This window comes from Mycobacterium sp. (assembly GCF_035506235.1).
Taxonomy (GTDB): domain Bacteria; phylum Actinomycetota; class Actinomycetes; order Mycobacteriales; family Mycobacteriaceae; genus Mycobacterium.
This window is the reverse complement of record NZ_DATJPU010000194.1, coordinates 1-23,183: the sequence shown is the minus strand read 5'-3', so window position 1 is coordinate 23,183 and position 23,183 is coordinate 1. Positions and strand designations below refer to the sequence as shown.

Sequence of the window (23,183 nt, the reverse complement as noted above, 5' to 3'; positions counted from 1 at the left end):
ATTATGCGCATGCCTCCCCCAACGCCGCAGCGAACTGGTCAATAGCCCAGTCGATCTCCTGTTCGGTGATCACCAGCGGGGGCGCGAACCGCAGCGTCGAACCGTGGGTGTCCTTGACCAGCACGCCGCGGCGGGCCAACCGCAGGCTGATGTCCTTAGCGGTGCCTCGCGTCGGATCGATGTCGACCCCGGCCCACAGCCCGAGGCCGCGCACCGCCACCACCCCCTCGCCGATCAGCTCCCGCAGGCGGCGGTGCAGGTGCGCGCCCAATTCGGCCGACCGGTCCTGGAATTCGCCGCGCTCCAGCATGGACACCACGGTGGTGCCGATCGCCGCCGCCAGCGGGTTGCCGCCGAAGGTCGAGCCGTGCTCGCCCGGGTGCAGCACGCCGAGGATCTCGCGGTCCGCGACCATCGCCGACAGCGGGACCACGCCGCCGCCCAGCGCCTTGCCGAGCAGGTAGACGTCCGGCACGACGCCCCACCGGTCGCAGGCGAACGTGTAGCCGGTGCGGGCCAGCCCCGACTGGATCTCGTCGGCGATCATCAGCACGTTGTGTTCGCTGCACAGCGCGCGGACGGTTGGCAAGTAGTTGTCGGGCGGGACGACGATCCCGGCCTCGCCCTGGATCGGCTCCAACAGCACCGCCACCGTGTTCTCGTCGATCGCCCGGGCCAGTGCCGCGGCGTGACCGAATGGCACCGAGCGGAACCCCGGGGTGAACGGACCGAACCCGTCCCGGGCCGCCGGGTCCGACGAGAAGCTGACGATGCTGATCGTGCGGCCATGAAAGTTGTTGTCCGCCACGATGATATTCGCCCGGCCCGATGGGACGCCCTTGACGTCGGCGCCCCACTTGCGGGCAACCTTCAGGCCGCTCTCCACGGCCTCGGCGCCCGAGTTCATCGGCAGCACCATGTCTTTGCCGCACAACCGGGCGAGCGCCGCACAGAACGGTCCGAGACTGTCGGAATGGAACGCGCGGCTGACCAGCGTGACGGCGTCGAGTTGCGAATGGGCCGTCGCGGTGATCTCGGGGTTGCGGTGGCCGAAGTTGACCGCCGAGTAGGCGGCCAGGCAATCGAGGTAGCGACGGCCGTCGACATCGGTGATCCACGCACCCTCGGCGCTGGCCGCAACCACCGGCAGCGGCGAATAGTTGTGCGCCGCATGCTTTTCGACCAGCACAATCGCCGTTTCGGTTGCGGTGTCAGCCAGGATCGTCACGGGAATACCTCCAATGTGCAGCACTTGACGGAACCGCCGCCCTTGAGCAGCTCGGACAGATCCACGCCGACCGGCTCGAAGCCGGACGCGCGCAGCTGCGCGGCGAAACCCGTTGCGGCCGCAGGAAGAACGACATTCACGCCGTCGGAGACGACGTTGAGGCCGAGCACGTACGCGTCGGCGCTTCCGACCACGATCGCGTCGGGAAACAGCGCGCGCAGCCGGTCCTGCGCGGCCGCGCTGAAAGCCGGCGGATAGAACGCGACCGTGTGGTCGTCGAGGACGGCCAGCGCGGTGTCGAGGTGATAGAAGCGCGGATCCACCAACTCCAGCGAGACGACCGGCATGCCCAGGGCCGCGGAGATTTCCTGGTGCGCGCGCCGGTCGGTGCGAAAGCCGCAACCCGCCAACACCACATCGCCGACCATCAGCAGATCGCCCTGCCCCTCGTTGACGTGACGGGTCGACGCGGGCCGGTAGCCGAGGGATGCCATCCACTCGGCGTACGCCCGGGACTCGCCGGCACGCTCGGCGAATCGAAACCGGGCGACCAGGGCGATGTCGCGGGCGATGAACCCGCCATTGGCGGCGTAGACCATGTCGGGGAGCCCGGGCAGGGGCTCGATCACGGCGACGTCGTGGCCCAGCCGCAGGTAGGTCTGGCGCAGGGCCTCCCACTGCACCAGCGCGACGTGGGCGTCGACGGGAGTGCCGACGTCCATCCAGGGGTTGATCGCGTACTCGACGGCGAAAAAGGTCGGCGGGGTCATCGCGTACCGGCGGGCCCGCCGAGTGCGGATGGGGCGGGCGAGCGCGGGGGCGCCGACGTAGGAATCCGTCATAGATCAACGGTATTTGCGCCAGGCTGAACAAGCAAACGACGATTCTTGCGCGTCTACGCTATATTTATTGCGTCAAACTTGAATATACAGCGATTTGTTGTGCGGCGGGAGCAGGAGTAGCGCATGGACCGCCTGGATGAGACCGACGAGCGCATCCTCGCCGAGCTGACCCAGCACGCCCGGGCCACCTTCGCGGAAATCGGTCAGACGGTGAACCTTTCGGCACCCGCGGTGAAGCGCCGCGTCGACCGGATGCTCGACGCCGGCGTGATCAAGGGCTTCACCACGGTCGTCGACCGCAACGCGCTGGGCTGGAACACGGAGGCCTACGTGCAGGTGTTCTGCCACGGCACCATCGAGCCCGACCGGCTGCGTGCGGCCTGGGTGGACATACCCGAGGTGGTCAGCGCGGCAACGGTGACCGGGACGTCGGATGCGATCCTGCACGTGCTGGCCCGCGACATGCGGCACCTCGAGGCGGCCCTCGAGCGCATCCGCTCGAGCGCGGACATCGAACGCAGCGAGAGCATCGTCGTGTTGTCGAACCTCGTCGACCGCATGCGGCCCTCGAGCGGCTAAGCGCCCGGGGAGCCCCACGCGCTCGGGGCCCGTTTTGATGGCATGCCGGCCGGGAATTCCGTCGTGGCCATGCCGGAGACATCGCTGAGCCGCATCCGCCTGAGCCATGACATCGTGGAACTCGACCGCCGGGGATAGCGGCCTCTGCGAGTGAATCTCCCGCGAGCGTAACGACACAGCGAACTGCCGATTTTTGGCAGTCAGGTTACGCTCGCGTCGTCAGCGGGCAAACAGCCGAACCAGGCGCCCCAGCCGCGACGGCTGTGGCGTCGGTGGGCGCCGAGAAGCGTACGGCCACGGGTTGTTTCGCTCCGGGACGGAACTGGCCCGGGCCTGCTTGAGCTGCGCCCGCAGGTGCCGGCGCAGGTCATCCAGCTCCGGATCCGTCCACCGGTTGTCGGCTTCGATCGGGTCGGCGGTCAGGTCGTACAGCTCCCACTGGTCGTCCAGCGGAGTCGTCCGGTAGGCCTCGCCGCCGAGCCCGCTGGCGGCCAAGTGGCGCACGCCGGGTTCGGTCCAGGTGGCCGGGTCGTCGAAGGTGCGGACCAGCTTCCACAGGTGCCCGGCGAAGCCCGCGGCGGCCGCGTCGTCGACGCGAACGACCAATCCCTCGAAGTTCGAGCCGACATAGGCCGGCACCCGGATCCGCAGCGGCGCAGGCGGATTGACGGTCCGCTTGAGGCGGCGCGCCAGGCCCGAGGCGCCGCTGTCGCCCTCGAGCATGTTGTCGCGGGTCATCAGGTAGACCGCTCGCGCCTCGTCGGCCGGCGCGCCGTCGACGACGGGCATGAGGTCGCGCCCCGGCAGGTCGTGGACTTCGGAGAACGACCGGGCGAGGGTGGCCGCAACGGCAGCGACGTCAATACCGGCGGCCCCCAGTAGCGTCGGGACCAGGTCGACGTGCGACGTGGGCGCGGTGACGACGCGGGGCCGCGTGGCACCCGAACCGATGCGGGCGATCACGAACGGAACGCGGGTGGCCTCGTCGTACAGGTTGAACCATTTCTGGTGCAGCCCACCGTGGGCGCCCAGCAGATCCCCATGGTCGGCCGTGCGCACCAGCACCGCGTCGGCCGAACCGCCCTCGGTGACCGCCCGCCTGACCCGGTCGATCGGGCCGTCCACCTCGGCGTGCAGGCGGTAATACAGGTCGCGGTAGCGCTGGGCGTCGCGCTCGTAGGCCCGGTTGATCGCCGGCGCCGGGCCGTAGCCCGAGTAGTAGGCCTCACGGAAGGCGATTTGTGCGGCCGGCTTGGTCGACAGGTCCTCGTCGGCGGTCGGCGCCGGGGGCACGGGCGGCGGGTTCAGTGGCGACGGCTGCACAGGGCATCGGCGCGACCACGCGGGAAACAGCACGATGTCGTGGGGGTTCACGAAGCTGGCCACCAACAGGAACGGGCGCAGCGCGGCGGGGTCGCCGTCGCGGCGGCGGGCATAGCGGTCAGTGAGCCAGGCAACGACGCGGTCGGCGATCAGGGGATCGCGGCGAACGCCGGCGTCGGCCAGCAGCGCTCCGTGCGGCTCGGGGCCCACCCATCCCGAAAAGCCAAACGGCCCAAGCGGATCGGTGTCCAGGTAGCGGCGCACCGCGGCGGCGTCGACGACGCCGTCATCGTCGTTGGTCGGCAACGAACGGCCGGTCGCCGGATCGACGAGGTCGGCGTGCGAGATGTGCCACTTGCCATCGTAGTGCGTGTGGTATCCCGCCGCGCGGAACCAGTTTGCCCAGGGTGGGCACCTCGCCCGGGCGGAGCCAGCGCATGCGGGAATCGTCGGCGGTCTTCCCTATGCCGTCGGTCTGGGTGACCCCGTGCAGGTCGGGGTAGTGCCCGGTGAAAATCGTTGGGCGGCTGGGCACGCAGGCCAACGAACCGGTGTAGTGGCGGGCGAAACTGACGCCGTGATCGTCGAACCACTTGCGCCCGGCCAACGTTCGGTCGCGCCAGGCGAGCACGTCGGGAGCCTCGTACGGGGGCACCGCGCGCTCCTCGTCGGTAACGATGACGACGATGTCGGGGCGATCAGACACGGGCAGCCTCCAATCGGTTCGCCAGCCCGTCAAGCATCACGTCGGACTGTCGCGCGAGAAAGCGACACACGACGCGTTCGGCAAGGGTTTGGGTCGGGCGGGTTCCGATGTGCACCGTGCTGGTCAGGCTCACCACGGTGGAACCGCCGGTGCCCGCGGCCAGTGTCCAGCGGTTGGTCACCCGACGCAGGCGGCGGGGCAAGCCCTCGATGTCGTAGGCGAGCGTGTGCGGCGGGTCGAACTCGGTGATGCGTTCGACGAGGGCGTCGCGTTTGACCTGAACTCGCCGGGCGGTGCCCACGGCTCCCCCGTCGGCTCCGGAGAACAGGATGCACGAGTGGTCGACGTTGCCAGCCCACGAACTGATGGAGCCGAAGTCCGCGAGAACGTCCCAGATCTCTTCGGGGCGGGCCGCGATGCTGCGGCTGCGGCGAATGTCGGCCACGCTTAGGGCATCGTGTGGAGGATCGTCTCGAGCACCACCGCGAGGGCGCCGGTGGCGACGGCGATCGCGATCGTGACCCAGTCCGCCAGCTTCGGCCGCGCCGGATTGGCCGAGAGTTGACCGCTGCCCCCGCGGGCGGTGATCGCGTCGCCCATCTCGTCGGCGCGCCGCAGGGTCACCGTGATGGCGGCGGCCAGCAGGTCGATCAGCTCCAGGGCGTGCCGCCGGCGCCGGGCCCTGCGGCCACGCGGTATGCGTTTCGGCCGCAGCCGACGGGCGGCGTAAAGCACCTGGAATTCGTCGATCAACATCGGGAAGGCGCGCAGGGCGAGCGCCAAAGCCACCGACCATTCGTCCACCGGAATCCGCAACAGTTTCAGCGGCCGGCCCAAAGTGGCCAGCGCAGGCCCTATTTCGGCGACATTGGTGGTCCATGACACCATCGCCCCCAGCGCGAGCAGCACGACCGACAGCGCGGTGATGCGGAGGAAGTTCAGGCCTCCCCCGAGTCCGATCTCCAGCCCGCCCAGCGAGACTTTGGGACTGCCGCCGGCCAGCGCGGCCGTGATGCCGCCCAGTGCGATGACGATCCACAGCCACCGCGGTACCGACGGCAGCGCGCCGCGCGGAATGCGCGCCATCCTGACCGCCGCAAACACCAGCGCCGCCACCAACCCGATAGTCACCCAGCCGGGGTAAAACGTCAGCAGCACCGAAGCGCCGAAAACGACCAGCAGTTTGGTGCCCGCCCACAGATCGTGGATGGCCGAGGTTCCGGGCACGGGGACGAGCAGCACGACCGGCCGAGGTGGGCGCCGGGTCGAGCGGCGCGACGGGGCGGGGGTTGCGGTCACACCATGCCCCCCGCCGCGGCCGGCACCGCTTCCAGCGTGCCGTTGCGCAGGTGCAGGGTGCGGGGGCAGAGGTCCTCCAGGCCGACGAAGTCATGCGAGATGACCACCACCGTCAGGCCCCGCTCCCGGCGCAAGTCCTCCAGCAGTCGCAGCAGGCCCCGCTGGCTGGCGGCGTCCAACCCGGCCAGCGGCTCGTCGAGGATCAGGGCGCGCGGCGAACGGGCCACGAGTCCGGCCAGCACCACCCGGCGCATCTGACCGCCGCTGAGCTGGTCGATCGGCCGCTTGGCCAGGGCGGGATCCAATCCCACGACGCCCAGCGCCGCGACGACGCGATCGTGCTCGCGGGACGAAAAGCCCGCGGCCGAGGCCACTTCCAGGTCGACGCGGGGCCGCATCAGCTGCAGCCTCGCCGCCTGGAACGACAACGCGACCGCGCCGACCTGCTCGGAAGTGGGCCGGCCGTCCATGAGGCAGGCGCCCCTGGTCGGAACGGTCAGCCCGGCCATGATCCACGCCAGCGTCGATTTGCCCGAGCCGTTGCCGCCGTGGATCAATACGCCGTCACCTTGCTCCACGGTGAAGCTGACGTCGCGCAGCGCGGTCTTGGCCCACGGGGTGCCGCTGCCGTACTCGTGGCCGACGCCTCGAAGTTCGATCACCGGCGCCTGCGCGCCGTGGTTGCCCGCAGGGGCTCCGACGGTTCCGGCCGGCGCCACCGCGGTCTCGACCATGCCCGCGTTGTCCGGCGAATCGCTGAGATCGATTGTGCGCTGGGCGGATTCGGCCTCGTTGTTGTAGTGCGTGATGTGAACGAGCGCGGTGCGGTGCCGTTTGGTCAGGCCGGACAGCACGCCCAGCAAGGCTTCCCTGCCCTGCTGGTCGACCATGGTGGTGACCTCGTCGGCGATGAGCAGCGCCGGCTCCCGGGCCAGCGCCGCGGCCAGCGCCAGCCGCTGCAGTTCGCCCCCGGACAGGCTTCCGGTTTCGCGTTCGGCGAGTCCGTCGAGGCCGACCTCGTTCAGCAACCGTTCCACGTCGATCTTGGTGCCGGGCGGCAGGCCCCAGACCACGTCGTCGGCGACCCGGGTGCCCAGGACCTGGCTCTCCGGGTGCTGCAGGACGACGGCCGTGCCGCCCAGCTTGCCCAGGCCCACGGCGCCGGGGCGGTGCACGGTGCCCGACGTCGGTTCGCGGCCGGCCAGGATCAGCATCAGCGTCGTCTTCCCGGAGCCGTTGGGCCCGGTGATCGCGACGTGTTCGCCGACCTTCAGGTCCAGGCTGACCTCGCGCAGCGCGTCCTGGCGGGCACCGGGGTAACGGAAACGCACTTTGTCGAAGCGCACCGGAACCGGCCCGACGGCGCCCTGCTCGCTCTTGCTTCCTTCCCAGGCGTCCAACTTGTGCACATCGGGGATGCCGCGCATCCGCTCCAGCAGGCGCGACAGCGCCCACCAGCCGATCAGGGACACCACCATGATCCCGACGCCGTAATAGACAAGCACCAGCCACTGCCAGTAGTGCACCGCGAAAGCGAAGTACCGCTTGAGGTCGGCGGCGTTGCCCTGCATGTGCACCCGGGTCAGGAAGGCGGCGATACCGTTCACGTTCGCGGTCATCACCTCGAAGATCAGGTGCCGCAGCCGGGTCATCACCATCAGCGCGCCGACGTTCGCGGCGCCGAACACGAGGCCGGCGACCAGGGACGAGACGATCACGGTGGGTGTGCCCCGGCGCCTGCGCTTGATGAATCCGGTCAGCCCGCCGATGTAGACGCAATGGACGACGGTCATGAAACCGCCCAGCCCGGCGATGAGGAAGGCGATCACGCCGGCGGCAACCGTCGCGGCCACCAGGACACGGAGCCGGTAACGGTAGGCCAGCAGCCCGGTGGGGACGGTGCCGAGCAAGGCCAGTCCCGCGGCGAACGGGACGGCAACGGAGATGATCGCGATCACCGCGCACAGCGCCCCCATCACGGAGGCCTGCGCCAATTCGACCGGTCGCAGCGGTCCACCCCGATTGCGCGCAGGGGATGGTCGAGGGGCGCTCACTGTACCGATTCTGCCAGGCCCCAGCAGCAAGTCGCCGCAGCACACCACGCACGCCGGCTTTCGCACTCGGGCGTGTGAGACTCGTCTCGCTTAGCAAAGCTATGCAAACATGGATGCATGAATGCATCCGCCGCCAACCACAGCGATGTCGTTGACGCCGCAAACACATCCCAGTCCGGCCTGGGGGCCGACCTCCTCGCCGTCGTCGCCCGGCTCAACCGGCTGGCCACCCAGCGCATCCAGATGCCCTTGCCCGCGGCGCAGGCCAGGCTCCTGGCGACCATCGAGGCCCACGGCGAAGCCCGAATCGGTGACCTGGCCGCCGTCGATCACTGCTCGCAACCGACGATGACGACCCAGGTGCGCCGGCTCGAGGACGCCGGCCTGGTCACCCGGACCGTCGACCCCGGGGATGCCCGGGCGGTCCGGATCCGCATCACGGCCGACGGGATCCGCACCCTCAACGCCGTTCGGGCCGACCGGGCCGCCGCGATCGAACCGCAATTGGCCCTGCTCGAGCCCGCGGACCGCGAGGTGCTGACGGAGGCGGTCGGGGTGCTGCGCCGGATTCTCGAGCACGCCGCGTCGGCACCACGGCGCCATACCCTGTGACGGTGCTCGTCCCCGGTGGAGGAACGAGCACCAGCGGGGTAGACACTGGAATCGATGTCTGGTCGGTCTGACCGTGACGGAAGGGGGCGGTGATTCGGATGGAGGCGTCGGCCTACCCGGCCGCCCCGTTGACCGTGTGGGTCGGACCGACGAGGTACGTCTTCGGCCCCGGCCGCGACCTGTTGGTGGGCCACGGCCGCGGTGTCGACATCCCGCTGGGGCGCCCGGCCGGCGGCGGTGGCCCACCCCAGGCGCCTCAGCCCGACGTGGTGCTGCGGTTCACCGGGAGCCACTGGGTAGCCATCAACAGCGGCCGCCACGGCATGTACGTCAACGGCTCGCGGGTGTCGACGGTCGACCTCCACTCCGGCCAGGCGATCACGATCGGTGATCCGCGCCGGGGCCCGCGCCTGGTTTTCCAGATCGGTCCGGTCGCCGGCCCGCCCGGACGTCCCCCTGGCGCGCCGCAACGCCCGGCCCCGCCGCCGCCCCCTGCGCCCCCGCAGGTCCGCCCGCCTCACCCACCACGCCCGAACGATCCCAACCTGGGTGCACCGACGGAGCGAGCCACCCAGCGAATGCGGATCGCCCCGCCGCGACCGCCCGTGGCCGGGCCGCCGAAAGTACCCGCCCCGCCGGGGCCGGTGGCACCACCCGGTCCGCCGCTCCCGCCCGCGGGGCCGCCCGTCGCGCAAGGCGAGGACGACAAGGGCGCGGGGCTGATCGAGCAGATGAACACGCGACAGCTGCGAACCCCCGGCCCCTCCTTCCGCACCCAGGAGCCCAATTCCACGTATCGGTTGCCGCTCAAGGCCGGGGCGCGCACAAGCGGGGTCGTCGCATACCGGCTGGGGCTCACGGTCGACGGGCACGAGGTGCTCAGCGACATCTCCTTCACGGCGCGGCTGGGGACGTTGACCGCGGTTGCGGGGCCGTCGACAGCGCGCAACTCGGCGCTGCTCGAACTGCTCGCCGGCATCCGGGAACCCAGCTCCGGCCGAACCACCGTGGACGGCCACGACGTGTACGCCGAGCCCGAGTCGATGCGCGCCCGGATCGGGATCGTGCAGAGTGACGAGCGCGTGCACGCGCGGCTCACCGTCGAACGGGCGATGGGTTACGCCGCCGAAATGCGCCTGCCGCCGGACACCGCACCGGAGCACCGCGACCGGGTGGTGGACCAGGTGCTCGAGGAACTCGAGCTGACACCCCACCGCGCGACCCGGATCAGCAAACTCTCGCCCGAGGTGCGCCGGTGTGTGTCGCTGGCGGTCGAACTGATCACCCGACCGACGCTGCTCGTGGTCGACGAACCGGGCGCCGAGCTGGATGCGGCGCAGCAAGACCACGTGATGGCGATCCTGCGCCGCCAGGCCGACATCGGCTGTGTCGTGGTGGTGGCCTGCGGCGGTGGTCAGTCCTCGCCGCAGTCGCTGAGCGGCCTGAGCATGTGCGATCAGGTGTTGGTGCTCACCGGCCGTGGCGCGATCGCTTTCGTCGGGGCGCCCCTGCAGGTCGACTCCTCGATGGGAACCACCGACTGGGCGAAGGTCCTCGAGCAGGTCGCGGCCGATCCCGACGGCGCGGATCGCGCATTCCGGACCCGCCAACCGGCGCCGGCGCAGCGCACCCCGCCGGACGTGGCCGCGCCGTGGGCGCTGCCCGCCGAGCTCCCCGCGAAGCGGCAGATCCGGCTGCTGGCCCGTCGCCAGCTCCGCCTGATCTTCGCCGACCACATCACCTTCTTGTTCTTTGCGGTGCTGCCCTTCGTGTTGGCGGCGCTGACGCTGCTGATCCCCGGCGATTCCGGCTTGGAACGGCCCAGCCCGACCAGCTCCAACGCCCATGAAGCCATCGAGGTGCTGGCCGCGCTGAACATCGCCGCGGTGATCATCGGCACCGCACTGACCATCCGCGCCGTCGTCGACGAGCGTCGCGTCTTCCGGCGCGAGCAGGCCGTCGGGCTGTCGGCGCCGGCCTACCTGGCCGCCAAGCTCCTCGTCTTCGGTGTGGCGGCGCTCGTCCTGACGGCCGTCTTCTTCGCGATCGTCATCGTCGCGAAAGGCGGCCCCGGGCACGGCGCCGTCTTGCTGGGCTTCTTGGGTGGAGCCACGATCGAGCTCTACGTGAGCGTGGCCGTCACCGCTGTGGTCTCGGCGGTCGTGGGGTTGGCGCTGTCGGCGACGGGCACCCAGCCGCGCGAGGCGTTGCCGCTGCTCGTGCCGGTGATCCTGGCCTCGGCGCTGTTCAACGGCAGCCTGGTCCAGCTGGTGAGCAAATGGGGCTTTCAGCAGATCTCCTGGTTCGTCCCGGCGCAGTGGGGCTTCGCGGCGTCGGCGTCCACCGTCGATCTGCGCCGGGTCGACGCGCTGGCCGCCAACGCCTTGACGTGGAACCACTATTCGGGCTGGTGGGTGTTCGACATGGTCATGCTGATGGCGTTCGGTGCGGTGGCGGCCGGCTTCGCCCTGTATCGGCTGCGGGCGCCCAAGCGGACAGCCCAGGCCCTACATCGCGAACAGCAGAAACTGGGTGAGCTGGCTGGGTGAAAAGTTATTGTCGCTGACCAGCACCGCCGATTGGCGGCCGTCGGGCAGCCGTAGGCCCCAACGTGATGCCCTCGACGTTTGAACGCGACGTCGTCAATTCCCTTGTCGGACAAGGACAGCCGCCGATGACCATGCCGTCGAAAGTGGCGTCGAACGCGACCTGTGACCGACCAGGGTAGGTCAGCATCGGCGGCCTTGCCGGCAGCGGCATCACATCACTAGACATAGCGCCTGACGTGGCGGCAGTAGTCGGCGTAGACGTGGCCGTACCGCTGCCGCATGAATTCTTCCTCGCGCAACACTTGCCGGTGGAACAGCGCGGTCGCGGCGAGCAGGTAGATCAGCGGGACCCAGTTGGGGAACACCAGCAGCTGGCCGAGCAGGAACACGAAGAAGCCGACATAGATGGGGTTGCGGCTCCTCGCGAACATCCCGGTCGTCACCAGCCGACCGGGTGCGTCGACGTCGATGCCGACGCGGAAGCTCTTGCCGAACGACGCCAGGCTCAGTACCAGGATCAGCACCCCGGCCAGGCAGAGCGCCACGCCCAGCCAGGCGAGGACCGTCGAGTGGAAAAACCGCCGGTGGCTGGCCAGGGGCCAACCGAAGGCGGCGGCGAACACCGTATAGAAGTAAAACAGCGCCACCGGCGGTATCAGATAGTCCGTCTTGTCCAGCTTCCCGAAATGCATCGCTTGGGTGCCGGTCCGGCGCAGCTGCACGACCCGGCCCGCGACGGTGCCGACGAGGAGCACAACCATGAGAGCGGCCAGGTATTGCGGCATCGCTTGATCATGGCACCGACATGGCGGCCGCCGAGCGTGCACGCGGCGCGAAATCTCGCGTCGAAACTCGCAATGGATGCACGCTCGGCGAAATGGTTCCGACGTGTTTGCGCGGCCCGATCGGCGGGTTACCGTCCTTTCATGGCGCCAGACACGAGAAGCACTGCCGAGCATCTGCGCAACGCCCTCGACGGGCGTTGGCGCGACGTGAAGAACCGGATGCGGGCCACGATGACCGAGGACCTGTTCCGCCCGCACTACACCCCGAATACCGTCATCGCCCGCACCAAGGTGGCCGAGCAAATGCGGATCATGGCCGCGTTCGGTGTCGCCGCCGACAACTTCCGCAAAGAGCACGGCGGGACCGGCGACGTGGGCTCGGCGATCACGATGATCGAGATGCTGGCGATGTCGGATCTGTCGCTGATGGTGAAGGCCGGAGTGCAGTGGGGGCTGTTCGGCGGCGCCGTCGAGAATTTGGGCACCGAACGCCACCACGATGCCTACGTGAAAAAGACCATCAGCCTCGAGTTGCGTGGCTGTTTCGCGATGACCGAGACCGGGCATGGCAGCGACGTCCAGTCGCTGGAGACCACCGCGACCTACGATGCCGAGACCGAAGAGTTCGTCATCGACTCTCCCACCCCGACCGCCCGCAAGGATTACATCGGGGGCGCCGCCCAAACCGCCACCATGGCAGCGGTTTTCGCGCAGCTGATCACGACCGACGACGGCAAGCCGGTCAACCACGGCGTGCACTGCCTGTTGGTCCCGATCCGCGACGCCGACGGCAACGACCTGCCCGGCGTGACGACGTCGGACTGCGAATACAAGGGCGGCCTGCCCGGCGTCGACAACGGCCGGATCCTCTTCGACCACGTCCGCGTCCCGCGGGTGAACCTGCTGAACAAGTACGGCGACGTCGCCGCCGACGGCACATACAGCTCCCCGATCGACAACCCCAACCGCCGGTTCTTCACCATGCTGGGCACCCTGGTTCGCGGCCGCATCACGGTCGGCGGCAGCGCGGGCGCCGCCGGTCGCGTCGCGCTCGATATCGCCACCCGGTATGCGTTGCAGCGCAGGCAATTTTACGCGCCCGGCGAGGAAACCGAAGTGCTGATCATGGACTACCTGGTGCATCAGCGCCGGCTGTTCCCGTTGATCGCCAAGTCGTACGCGCTGCAGTTCGCCCAGAACGAGCTGGTGGGCAAATGCCACGACATCCAGACCGCGGACGCGCCCGACGCCGACGAGCAGCGCGAACTCGAAGCGCGCGCGGCGGGCCTGAAGGCGGCCAATACCTGGCACGCGTCCCGCGCCATCCAGGAGGCGCGCGAGGCCTGCGGCGGCGCCGGCTACATGGCCGAGAACCGGCTGATCGGGCTGCGCGGCGACACCGACGTCTTCACCACGTTCGAGGGCGACAACCGCGTGCTGACCCAATTGGTGGCCAAGGAGCTGCTGACGGCTTATGCCGACGACATCCGCAGCATGAGCCCGGTGGAGTGGGTGCGCTTCGCCGCCAACACCGTGGGTGAACGGGTGCGGAAACGCACTGCGGCGGAGGCCATTATGCAGACGATCGTCGACGCCCGCCAGGACAGCGAAGAGGAGGGCAGCCTGTTCAACCGCGGCACACAGGTGAACATGTTCGAGGAGCGCGAGGATTATCTGCTGTCGTCGGTCGCGCGCCGGCTGCAGGGCAAGTCCAAGGAGATGTCGGAATTCGACGCGTTCAATGCCGTGCAGGATCACGTCTTGCACGCGGCGAACGCGCACATCGACCGAATCGTGTTGGAAGCGTTCGTCGCCGGGATCGACTCGTGCGAAAACGAAGAGGCCCGCGAACTGCTCGACATGGTCTGCGACTTGTATGCGTTGTCGGTGATCGAGGACGACAAGGCCTGGTACATCGAGCATGGGTACCTGTCGACGGGGCGGGCCAAGGCGGTCACCCGCGGCATCAACGACCGATGCCGCAAGCTGCGTCCGTATGCCGAGACGCTGGTCGACGGATTCGGCATCCCGGAGCCGCTGCGTTACGCCGAGATGCTGCACCCGGAGAACCTGCCGGACTGATCCCCGCGAAAGCCGTTGTGCCCAAAGGCTACTGATTCGGGATCTTACCGAGCGCCTGCAGCTTGCCGTCTGACCCGATCCGGAATTTCACCGTGCCGATGCCCGAGGGGCAGCAGGGCTGATCTTTGCCGACCTGCCATTGGTATTGGACCGTGATGGTGTCATCGGAGGGCGGCAGCACGGTGATGTACGGCTTCGGGTTTGGGGTGGCCGGGCCCAGTGGGGTGTTGTGATCGAAGAACAACAGCTGCTGCGGCGTCGACTCGCTGGCGATCGTGGGGATGATCTGAACCCAGTACAGACGGCACTTGTTGGCATGCCCCCTTGCGATTTCGACCCAGCTCGAGCCCGGAACCTCGACCGGGACCGACGCGATCGCCTGCCGCACCGTGTCGGCTGTCGGCCCGTCGGAGTCCTTGCACGTGTCGGCCCGCGGCGCGGGCGGTGCCGCGGGTTTTCCGCCGCAGGCCGAGGCCAGCAACATCAGCAGAATCACAAACCGGCGACGCACATTGTGAGCTTAACGAAAACTGTGAATGTCCCATCTGTTTCGTCGGAACCCCTATTCCGAGGCGCAATTCGGGAGGTCCGTGGGTAATCTGGGCGGTGTCGCAGATCGGCGTTGACCTGCGATTACCCGGTTGGCTGCGCGTTTTCCGGACACTTCACACATCGGTCCGGATCCGGTGAGAGGAAGCCGTAAAGCGGCGGAAACATCGCGCGCCCGACGACGAAACATCCTTGTCGCACCATTTAGCGCATTAGGCCCTTGCGCGCTCGAAGGGGAGGGAAGTAGGCGTGGCTACCAAGCCTCACGGCGCCCCTGGGGACGCCGTGAACAGCATGTGCGCCTACTGCGGTGTCGGCTGCGGCGTGGTGTTGCAGGTCACAACGGATCCGCAGAGCGGGCGTCGTCACGTTGCGAAATCCGTTGGAGACACGAGTCACCCGGCCAACTTCGGCCGGTTGTGCACCAAGGGCACGACCACTTCGGACATGCTGGCCGCGCCGGGACGGCTGGATGCCGCGTATGCGCGTGCCGACCGGGGCGACTCCCTCGAACCGGTCGACATGGACGGCGCGATCACCCGGGCCGCGATGCGGCTGCGGGCGATCATCGACCGGCACGGCCCCGACTCCTTCGCGATGTACGTCTCGGGCCAGATGTCTCTCGAGGCGCAGTACCTGGCGAACAAGCTCACCAAGGGGTTCATCCGCACCAACCAGATCGAGTCCAACTCGCGGCTGTGCATGGCCAGCGCGGGTTCCGGCTACAAGCTTTCCCTCGGGGCGGACGGGCCGCCCGGCTCGTATCAAGACTTCGAACGCGCCGACGTCTTCTTCGTCATCGGCTCCAATATGGCCGACTGCCACCCGATCCTGTTCCTGCGCATGATGGACCGCGTCAAAGCCGGCGCCAAGCTGATCGTGGTGGACCCGCGTCGCACCGCGACCGCCGAGAAGGCGGACCTGTTCCTTCAGATCGCGCCCGGCACCGATCTCGCGTTGCTCAACGGGCTGCTGCACCTGATCGTCGAGAACGGGCACATGGATCCGCAGTTCATCGCCGAATTCACCGAGGGCTGGGAGGTGATGCCGAGCTTCCTCGAGCAGTACACTCCCGAGAAGGTCAGCGAAATCACCGGCCTCCCAACCGAAGACATCCACACCGCCGCCGACTGGATCGGCGGCGCCGAAAACTTCCTGAGCTGCTGGACGATGGGCCTCAACCAGAGCACCCACGGCACCTGGAACACCAACGCGATCTGCAACCTGCACCTGGCCACCGGCACGATCTGCAAACCGGGCAGCGGTCCCTTCTCGCTCACCGGGCAGCCCAACGCGATGGGCGGCCGCGAAATGGGTTACCTGGGGCCGGGCCTGCCGGGTCAGCGTTCGGTCCTGTCGGGCGCCGACCGCGGGTTCGTCGAGGACGCCTGGGGCATTCCGCGCGGCTCGCTGCGCACCGAGGTCGGCACCGGCACCATCGACATGTTCTCCCGCATGGCCGATGGCCAGATCAAGGCGTGCTGGATCATCTGCACCAATCCCGTTGCCAGCGTCGCCAACCGCAAGACGGTGCTGGCCGGTCTGGAGCGCGCCGACCTGGTGATCACCCAGGATGCGTTCCTCGGGACGGAGACCAACGAGTACGCCGACATCGTGCTGCCGGCCGCCCTGTGGACGGAGTCCGAGGGGGTGATGATCAACTCCGAGCGCAACCTGACCCTGTTTCAGCCCGCCGTCCAGGCGGCGGGTCCAGCCCTGCCGGACTGGCAGATCATCGCCCGGATCGCTTGCGAGATGGGCTTTTCGGGCTCGTTCACCTACGACTCCGCCGAGCAGGTCTTCGAAGAGATCAAGCGGTTCTGGAACCCGGCCACCGGTTACGACCTGCGCGGCGCCAGCTACCAACGGCTGCGGCACACGCCGCTGCAGTGGCCGTGCCCACCGCAGGGCACCGGCGACCGCAACCCGATCCGCTACCTCAACGACGGGATCAGCCAGACCCGGCTGGTCCGCGACGACGGCAGCGCGCCGCGGTTGGCGTTCCCGACGCCGAGCGGCCGCGCGGTGTTCTTCGCCCGCCCGCACCTGCCGCCCGGGGAAATGCCCGACGACGACTACCCCTTCCTGTTGAACACCGGACGCCTGCCGCACCAATGGCACACGATGACCAAGACAGGCAAGGTCGCCAAACTCAACAAGCTGAACCCGGGCCCGTTCGTCGAGCTCCACCCCGACGACGCCGCGCGGCTGCAGATCTCGGAAGGGGACCCGGTCGAAGTCGCGTCCCGCCGCGGCCGCGCCGTGCTGCCCGCCGTGGTCACCGACCGGGTGCGACCGGGCAACTGCTTCGCCCCCTTCCACTGGAACGACGCTTTCGGTGAGTACCTGTCGATCAACGCCGTCACCAACGACGCGGTCGACCCGGTATCGCACCAGCCGGAGTTCAAGGCTTGCGCGGTCACCCTGGCCAAGGTCGCCGTCGCCGAACCCGATCCGGTCACCGAACCCGAATCCGCGGTGGCCGCCGACACCCACGAACCCGGACAGGAAATCAGCCTGTCACACGTCGATGCCCTCGCCGAACTGTTCGGCGTCGCAGACGAACCCGCGCCGACGTTCGACGAACGGGGCCGCTCCTACCTCGCCGGGATGCTGGCCGGATTGCGGTCCGAAGCCGGTCGCCGCGCCGGCGGCGTGCCCACGCTGCCCCTCAGCGCACCTTTCGACTCCGGCACCCGGCTGTGGGTGGACGGCGTCCTCGCGGGAATGTTCGCGCGCAGCGCAGGACCCCGTTCGACGCCGGAGCTGCCCGACGGCGCACCCACCGGTCCGGTCCCCGAAGCGGATTCGGCGCCCGGGCGGGCACCGGTCGTCGTGCTGTGGGCCTCGCAGACCGGCAATGCCGAGGAGCTCGCCGGCGAGGTCGCCGCGCAGTTGGGTGAGGCGAACGTGCCGGTCGCGCTGCACGGCATGAACGACTTCCCGATCACCGAGCTGCCCACGGCGCGAGAGGTGCTGCTGATCACGAGCACCACCGGCGACGGCGACCCACCCGACAACGGGGCGGGCCTGTGGCGGGCGCTAACCTCCAGCGGCCCACCACGATTCACCGACACCCGCTATGCGGTTCTCGCGCTGGGCGATTCGAACTACGACGACTTCTGCGGTCACGGACGCAAGCTCGATGAGCGCCTGGCCGAGCTGGGAGCGACCCGCATCGTCGACCGGGTCGACTGCGAACCCGACTACGACGACGCGGCCGCGAAGTGGCTCAGCGGGGTCATCCACGCGCTGGCCCGCACACCGGCCCCCGCGGGCCGGGATGGCGGCGCGCCGGGGGTCAGGGCCGCGATCGCCGCGCCGACCCGGCCGGCCAACAGGTCCGGGGCGGTCGGGTACAGCAAGAAGCACCCCCTGATCACCGACATGGCCCGCAACATCAAGCTGGGCCGGCCGCAATCGGCAAAAGATGTGCGGCAGTTGGTTTTTCGTTTGCCCGAAGGCACGATCAGCTACCAGGCCGGCGACGCGCTCGGGGTGTGGCCGCGCAACAGCGACCGGCTCGTCGACGAATGGCTGTCCGTCACCGGACTGGACGCGCAGACCCCGGTCGAGGTCGGCGAGCACGGTTTGATGTCGTTGCGCTCCGCACTGACCGAGCGAATCGAAATCGCCCACATCAGCCGGGATTTGGTGCGGTTCGTGCAGGAACGCACCGGCGACCCGAAACTCGCCGAGCTGCTGAAGCCGGAAAACAAAGCCGACCTGAGCAACTGGGCGTGGGGGCGCCAGGCCATCGACCTCCTGGCGCAGCACCCGGTCTCGGCATCGGCCCACGAGTGGCTGAGGGTCCTCAAACGCCTTCAGCCGCGGCTGTACTCGATCTCGTCGAGCCCCAAGGAGTGCCCCGGCGAAGTTCACCTGACCGTCTCGCCGGTGCGCTACAACTTCCAGGGCATCCCACGCCGCGGGGTGTGTTCGACCTACCTGGCCGATCGCTCCCCCGGCGACCGGGTCGCCGTCTACCTGCAGCCGTCGAGCAACTTCCGGCCGCCCGGCGACCCGGACACCCCGATGATCATGATCGGCCCGGGCACCGGGATCGCGCCCTTCCGCGCCTTCCTGCAAGAACGCCGCGCGCTCGGCCACACCGGTCCCAATTGGCTGTTCTTCGGCGAACAGCACGCCGCCACCGACTACTACTACCGCGACGAGATCGAGCAGATGCACGCCGACGGGTTGCTGGCCGAACTGGACCTGGCGTTCTCCAGGGACCAGCGCGACAAGGTTTACGTGCAGCACCTGATGCGCAACCGCGGGGCCCAGCTGTGGCGCTGGCTGCAGGACGGCGCCCAGCTGTACGTCTGCGGCAACGCCGACCCGATGGCCAAAGACGTCGATCGCGCGCTCTGCGAAATCGCGGCCCGACACGGCAACCTCGAGCCGGACGCGGCGAGGGCCTACCTCCAATCGCTGAGCGCCGACAAACGCTACCACCGCGACGTCTACTGAAGCCCCACCCCAGCCTTAATACGACGGAAACGTCGCACACCCGCCGCCGAAACATCCCCGTCGCACGATGCACTCATCTGGTTGCGTCGAGGAGGGACCGTGGGCGTGGCTCCGGAGTGTGATGGCCCCGATCGGGTCATGAAAAGCGTCTGCCCGCTGCGGTGCCGGCTGCATCCCGAAGGCCGGTCGCCGGCCACCGGGCACGTCGATTGGGCGGGGCTGCCCGTCAACCTCGACATGGCGTTCTCGAGGAAACAGCGCGACAAGGTCTACGTGCAACACGTGATGCGCAAGCAGGGCAGCCAGCTGTGGCGGTGGGTGCACGGCGACGCGCAGGTATGCGTCTGCGAAACCGCGGCCGAAGACGAGCGCCGGGGCGCCGACCCGGCAAAGGACTACGTCTAACCGCCACGCGCATCGGCGCGAGCGCCGTTGAGCGGCAATGAGCCAGACCGGGCGCGACGTGCGGATGTCCTATAGTGGGGCTATGCAACAGGCCACACCGCCGCGCCTCGTCCTTACGCGCCGCCCCGCCGTGGACTTTTGTTGCCCTTGTTGTTGTTGATTCCTGACGCCATCCCACGCACCACCTGAAGCGTCGCGCTCTACCCCGGATGCGGACGCACCGAGATGCGAGGCAATCACAAGTCATCAGGAAGATAAGGGCCATCGAATGGGTAGTACCTGACAGGCCGACGAACCCCGAACCGACACCGCCTAAGGAAGCTTCATGAGCATCGCCGAGGACGTCACCCAGCTGATCGGAAACACGCCGCTGGTCCGGCTGCGCCGGGTCACCGAGGGCGCCGTCGCCGACGTCGTCGCCAAGTTGGAATTCTTCAACCCGGCAAACAGCGTCAAGGACCGCATCGGCGTCGCCATGCTGGACGCGGCCGAAAAGGCCGGCCTGATCAAGCCCGACACCATCATCCTCGAGCCGACGAGCGGGAACACCGGCATCGCGCTGGCGATGGTGTGCGCGGCGCGCGGCTATCGGATCACCTTGACGATGCCCGACACTATGAGCGTCGAGCGGCGCATGCTGCTGCGCGCCTACGGCGCCGAACTCGTCCTGACCCCCGGGGCGGAGGGCATGCCGGGCGCCATCGCCAAGGCCGAGGAGCTGGCCAAGACCGACCAGCGCTACTTCGTGCCCCAGCAGTTCGAGAACCCGGCCAATCCCGCAATCCACCGCGCGACCACCGCCGAGGAGGTGTGGCGCGACACCGACGGCAGGGTCGACATCTTCGTCTCCGGCGTCGGCACCGGCGGCACCATCACCGGTGTCGCCCAGGTAATCAAGGAGCGCAAGCCGTCGGCGCAATTCGTCGCCGTGGAGCCGGCCGCGTCGCCGGTGCTGTCCGGCGGGCAGAAGGGCCCCCACCCGATCCAGGGCCTCGGCGCCGGATTCGTCCCGCCGATCCTCGAGATGGACCTGGTAGACGAGGTCATCACGGTCGGCAACGACGATTCGCGCAACCTGGCGCGGCGGCTGGCCGCGGAGGAGGGCCTGCTGGTGGGCATCTCTTCGGGCGCGGCCGCGGTGGCCGCCCTGCAGGTGGCGCGCCGGCCCGAGAACGCCGGCAAGCTCGTCGTCGTCGTTCTTCCCGATTTCGGTGAACGATATCTGAGCACGCCGCTCTTCGCCGACGTGGCGGACTGAGCATGATCGCGGCCATGCGTCGAGACATTCGGGCGGCCAGGGAGCGGGATCCTGCCCGGCCCACCACGCTGGAGGTCATCTTCGCCTACCCGGGCGTGCACGCGATCTGGGGGCACCGGATCAGCCACTGGCTGTGGCAGCGCGGCTCTCGGGTGGCCGCGCGGACGTTGGCGGAATTCACCCGCATCCTGACCGGCGTCGACATCCACCCCGGCGCCGTCCTCGGCTCGGGCCTGTTCATCGACCACGCGACCGGCGTGGTGATCGGGGAAACCGCCGAGGTGGGCGACGACGTCCACATGTATCACGGCGTCACCCTCGGCGGCAGCGGCGCGGACACCGGGAAACGCCACCCGACCGTCGGCGACCGGGTGACCATCGGCGCCGGGGCCAAGGTCCTCGGCGCGATCAAGATCGGCGATGACAGCCGGATCGGTGCCAACGCCGTGGTGGTCAAGCCGGTGCCGTCGGGCTCGGTGGTGGTCGGGGTCCCCGGGCAGGTCATCAGCCGCGCGGGCCGAGGCACGCCCGACGACTCGATGATGCCCGACCTCGTCGGTGTCAGCCTGCAGTCCCTGCTCACCCGAGTGGCCCGGCTGGAGGCCGCGAACGACGGGCAGCAGAATGGCCGCGTGATCCGGCCGCCCGAAGCCGGGGTGTGGCACGGCGAGGACTTCTCGATCTGACGTCGGCCCGCGCGGCTCGCCTTCGGATGCTCTTCAAGATGCGTTAACCGCGATCGGCGCTACGGTGGCGAAACGGGCCAACTCACTGGAGGTGTGATGAGCGATCCCTGCACGCCGCGGATCCCGGCGGCGCTGGCCGCGCCGAGCCTGAATCGCGGGGTGGGCTTCACGCACGAGCAGCGGCGGCGGTTGGGTCTCACCGGCCGGCTTCCGTCGGCGGTGCTCACGCTCGACGAGCAAGCCGACCGGGTGTGGCATCAATTGCAAGGCATGGCAACGGATTTGGGCCGCAACCTGCTGCTCGAGCAGCTGCACTACCGCCACGAGCTGCTGTATTACAAGGTGCTGGAGGACCATCTGACCGAGCTGATGCCGGTGGTCTATACGCCCACGGTCGGCGAGGCCATTCAGCGCTTCTCCGACGAATACCGAGGACAGCGCGGGCTTTTCCTGAGCATCGACGAGCCGGACGAGATCGGCGAGGCCTTCCGCACCTTCGGTTTGGGACCCGAGGATGTCGACCTGATCGTCTGTACCGACGCCGAAGCCATTTTGGGCATCGGCGACTGGGGCGTGGGCGGAATCCAAATCGCCGTGGGCAAATTGGCGCTCTACACCGCCGGCGGCGGCATCGATCCGCGCCGTTGCATCGCGGTGTCGCTCGACGTCGGCACCGATAACGAACAGCTGCTGCAGGACCCGTTCTATCTCGGCAATCGCCACGCCCGCCGCCGCGGCGAGGAGTACGACGAGTTCATCAGGCGCTACATCGAGACCGCCCATCAGATGTTCCCCAACGCGATCCTGCATTTCGAGGATTTCGGGCCGCTCAACGCGCGCAAGATCCTGCAGACCTACGGCGACCACTACTGCGTGTTCAACGACGACATCCAGGGCACCGGCGCGGTGGTGGTGGCCGCGGTCTACGGCGGGTGCCATGTCAGCGGAATCCCGCTGCGCGACCAGAAGGCGATCGTCTTCGGCGCCGGGACCGCCGGGATCGGCGTGGCCGACCAGATCCGTGACGCGATGGTCGCCGACGGCGCCACCGCCGAACAGGCCGCGTCGCAGATCTGGCCGATCGACAAGCAGGGCCTGCTCTTCGACGACATGGACGACCTGCGCGACTTCCAGGTGCCCTACGCGAAGAACCGCCAACGGCTGGGTTTGGTAACGGGAAAAGCCGCCGCGGACCGGGTCGGGCTGGTGGACGCGATCAAGCTGGCGTCACCCACCATTCTGCTGGGCTCGTCGACGGCGTTCGGCGCGTTCAACCAGGAGGTCGTCGAGGCGATGACCGCATCCTGCGAACGGCCGATGATCTTCCCGCTGTCCAACCCCACCTCGCGCATGGAGGCCATGCCGGCCGACGTGCTGCGGTGGTCGGAGGGCAGGGCGCTGATCACCACCGGCACTCCCGTCGCCCCAATCGAATACGACGGCACCACCTACACCATCGGCCAGGCCAACAACGTGTTGGTGTTCCCGGGGATCGGGCTGGGCATCATCGTCGCCCGCGCCAGGCTGGTCACCCAGGGCATGCTGCAGGCGGCGGCGAGAGCCGTTGTGCACCAAGCCAATCCGACCAATCCGGGAGACTCGCTGCTGCCGGATGTGCGGAACCTGCGCGACATTTCGGCGGCGGTCGCCGAGGCGGTCTATCGCGCCGCCGTCGAGGACGGGGTGGCCACCAGGACGCACGACGACGTCCGGCGGGCCGTCCGCGAAACCATGTGGCGGCCGGTCTACGACT

The 23,183-nt window shown here is 68.7% G+C and carries 16 protein-coding genes and 2 pseudogenes; 9 read left to right on the top strand and 9 right to left on the bottom strand.

The features are described 5' to 3' along the window. Position 1 precedes the first annotated feature (1 nt). Together rocD and ddaH are read right to left on the bottom strand one after the other, a co-directional pair. Complete coding sequence (rocD, locus tag VMD50_RS18365) at positions 2–1,228, bottom strand: ornithine--oxo-acid transaminase (protein ID WP_325429332.1); 1,227 nt, start codon at positions 1,226–1,228, stop codon at positions 2–4. Next, positions 1,225–2,070: a dimethylargininase gene (ddaH, locus tag VMD50_RS18360; RefSeq protein ID WP_325429330.1), complete on the bottom strand. Its 846-nt coding sequence runs from the start codon at positions 2,068–2,070 to the stop codon at positions 1,225–1,227. Before ddaH ends, rocD begins: the two co-directional genes overlap by 4 nt. A gap of 123 nt (positions 2,071–2,193) precedes the next feature. Here ddaH and VMD50_RS18355 point away from each other — a divergent pair, with 123 nt between their 5' ends. After that, positions 2,194–2,649 carry an Rv2324 family transcriptional regulator gene (locus tag VMD50_RS18355; protein WP_325429328.1) on the top strand — a complete coding sequence of 152 codons (456 nt, stop codon included), beginning with the start codon at positions 2,194–2,196 and terminating at the stop codon, positions 2,647–2,649. 219 nt (positions 2,650–2,868) lie between these two features. On the opposite strand, the pseudogene VMD50_RS18350 reads toward VMD50_RS18355, so the two are convergent. From VMD50_RS18350 to VMD50_RS18335, 4 genes and pseudogenes are all read right to left on the bottom strand, one after another. Then, positions 2,869–4,678, bottom strand: a pseudogene (locus VMD50_RS18350) (sulfatase-like hydrolase/transferase). Beyond that, positions 4,671–5,123 (bottom strand): SRPBCC family protein, encoded by a 453-nt coding sequence (locus tag VMD50_RS18345; protein ID WP_325429326.1) that lies wholly within the window; start codon positions 5,121–5,123, stop codon positions 4,671–4,673. The pseudogene VMD50_RS18350 and the gene VMD50_RS18345 overlap by 8 nt, the downstream one beginning before the upstream one ends. A gap of 2 nt (positions 5,124–5,125) precedes the next feature. Beyond that, complete coding sequence (locus VMD50_RS18340) at positions 5,126–5,977, bottom strand: energy-coupling factor transporter transmembrane protein EcfT (protein ID WP_325429325.1); 852 nt, start codon at positions 5,975–5,977, stop codon at positions 5,126–5,128. Beyond that, entirely contained in the window at positions 5,974–8,031 is a 2,058-nt protein-coding gene (locus tag VMD50_RS18335) for an ATP-binding cassette domain-containing protein (protein ID WP_414686110.1), read from the bottom strand. The genes VMD50_RS18340 and VMD50_RS18335 overlap by 4 nt, the downstream gene beginning before the upstream one ends. A 117-nt stretch (positions 8,032–8,148) precedes the next feature. On the opposite strand from VMD50_RS18335, the gene VMD50_RS18330 reads away from it, so the two are divergent. Next, positions 8,149–8,643 (top strand): MarR family winged helix-turn-helix transcriptional regulator, encoded by a 495-nt coding sequence (locus VMD50_RS18330; protein WP_325429323.1) that lies wholly within the window; start codon positions 8,149–8,151, stop codon positions 8,641–8,643. A 92-nt stretch (positions 8,644–8,735) separates the two neighbouring features. Then, positions 8,736–11,192 (top strand): ATP-binding cassette domain-containing protein, encoded by a 2,457-nt coding sequence (locus VMD50_RS18325; protein WP_325429352.1) that lies wholly within the window; start codon positions 8,736–8,738, stop codon positions 11,190–11,192. Here the strand turns inward: VMD50_RS18325 and VMD50_RS18320 are convergent. Further along, positions 11,151–11,271: pseudogene (locus VMD50_RS18320) on the bottom strand (esterase-like activity of phytase family protein); the annotation flags it as partial. The gene VMD50_RS18325 and the pseudogene VMD50_RS18320 sit on opposite strands and share 42 nt — an antisense overlap. A gap of 139 nt (positions 11,272–11,410) precedes the next feature. Further along, on the bottom strand, positions 11,411–11,977 hold the full coding sequence (locus tag VMD50_RS18315; RefSeq protein WP_325429322.1) for a methyltransferase family protein: 567 nt from the start codon (positions 11,975–11,977) through the stop codon (positions 11,411–11,413). 141 nt (positions 11,978–12,118) lie between these two features. Here VMD50_RS18315 and VMD50_RS18310 point away from each other — a divergent pair, with 141 nt between their 5' ends. Further along, positions 12,119–14,059, top strand: coding sequence for an acyl-CoA dehydrogenase family protein (locus VMD50_RS18310; protein ID WP_325429321.1), 1,941 nt, complete (start codon positions 12,119–12,121; stop codon positions 14,057–14,059). Between the two features lie 28 nt (positions 14,060–14,087). Here the strand turns inward: VMD50_RS18310 and VMD50_RS18305 are convergent, their stop codons facing one another. Beyond that, positions 14,088–14,555 carry an LppP/LprE family lipoprotein gene (locus VMD50_RS18305; RefSeq protein ID WP_414686113.1) on the bottom strand — a complete coding sequence of 156 codons (468 nt, stop codon included), beginning with the start codon at positions 14,553–14,555 and terminating at the stop codon, positions 14,088–14,090. 347 nt (positions 14,556–14,902) lie between these two features. Here VMD50_RS18305 and VMD50_RS18290 point away from each other — a divergent pair, with 347 nt between their 5' ends. From VMD50_RS18290 to VMD50_RS18270, 5 genes are all read left to right on the top strand, one after another. Beyond that, positions 14,903–19,081, top strand: coding sequence for a bifunctional nitrate reductase/sulfite reductase flavoprotein subunit alpha (locus VMD50_RS18290; protein ID WP_414686112.1), 4,179 nt, complete (start codon positions 14,903–14,905; stop codon positions 19,079–19,081). Between the two features lie 99 nt (positions 19,082–19,180). Beyond that, a complete protein-coding gene (locus tag VMD50_RS18285; protein WP_414686109.1) occupies positions 19,181–19,486 on the top strand; it encodes a hypothetical protein in 306 nt (101 codons plus the stop codon). A gap of 325 nt (positions 19,487–19,811) precedes the next feature. Next, positions 19,812–20,744: a cysteine synthase A gene (gene cysK, locus VMD50_RS18280; protein WP_325429319.1), complete on the top strand. Its 933-nt coding sequence runs from the start codon at positions 19,812–19,814 to the stop codon at positions 20,742–20,744. Positions 20,745–20,746: 2 nt separating this feature from the next. Further along, positions 20,747–21,430 carry a serine O-acetyltransferase gene (cysE, locus tag VMD50_RS18275; RefSeq protein ID WP_325429317.1) on the top strand — a complete coding sequence of 228 codons (684 nt, stop codon included), beginning with the start codon at positions 20,747–20,749 and terminating at the stop codon, positions 21,428–21,430. A gap of 96 nt (positions 21,431–21,526) precedes the next feature. Beyond that, on the top strand, positions 21,527–23,183 hold a 1,657-nt coding region (locus VMD50_RS18270; protein WP_325429315.1), incomplete at its 3' end, for an NAD-dependent malic enzyme.

Excerpts from the sequence above, each read along its gene's own strand:
- cysE (WP_325429317.1), top strand. The coding sequence starts at position 20,747 with ATGATCGCGGCCATGCGTCGAGACATTCGGGCGGCCAGGGAGCGGGAT.
- VMD50_RS18310 (WP_325429321.1), top strand. The coding sequence starts at position 12,119 with ATGGCGCCAGACACGAGAAGCACTGCCGAGCATCTGCGCAACGCCCTC.
- VMD50_RS18315 (WP_325429322.1), bottom strand. The coding sequence starts at position 11,977 with ATGCCGCAATACCTGGCCGCTCTCATGGTTGTGCTCCTCGTCGGCACC.
- cysK (WP_325429319.1), top strand. The coding sequence starts at position 19,812 with ATGAGCATCGCCGAGGACGTCACCCAGCTGATCGGAAACACGCCGCTG.
- VMD50_RS18355 (WP_325429328.1), top strand. The coding sequence starts at position 2,194 with ATGGACCGCCTGGATGAGACCGACGAGCGCATCCTCGCCGAGCTGACC.
- ddaH (WP_325429330.1), bottom strand. The coding sequence starts at position 2,070 with ATGACGGATTCCTACGTCGGCGCCCCCGCGCTCGCCCGCCCCATCCGC.
- VMD50_RS18330 (WP_325429323.1), top strand. The coding sequence starts at position 8,149 with ATGAATGCATCCGCCGCCAACCACAGCGATGTCGTTGACGCCGCAAAC.
- VMD50_RS18290 (WP_414686112.1), top strand. The coding sequence starts at position 14,903 with ATGTGCGCCTACTGCGGTGTCGGCTGCGGCGTGGTGTTGCAGGTCACA.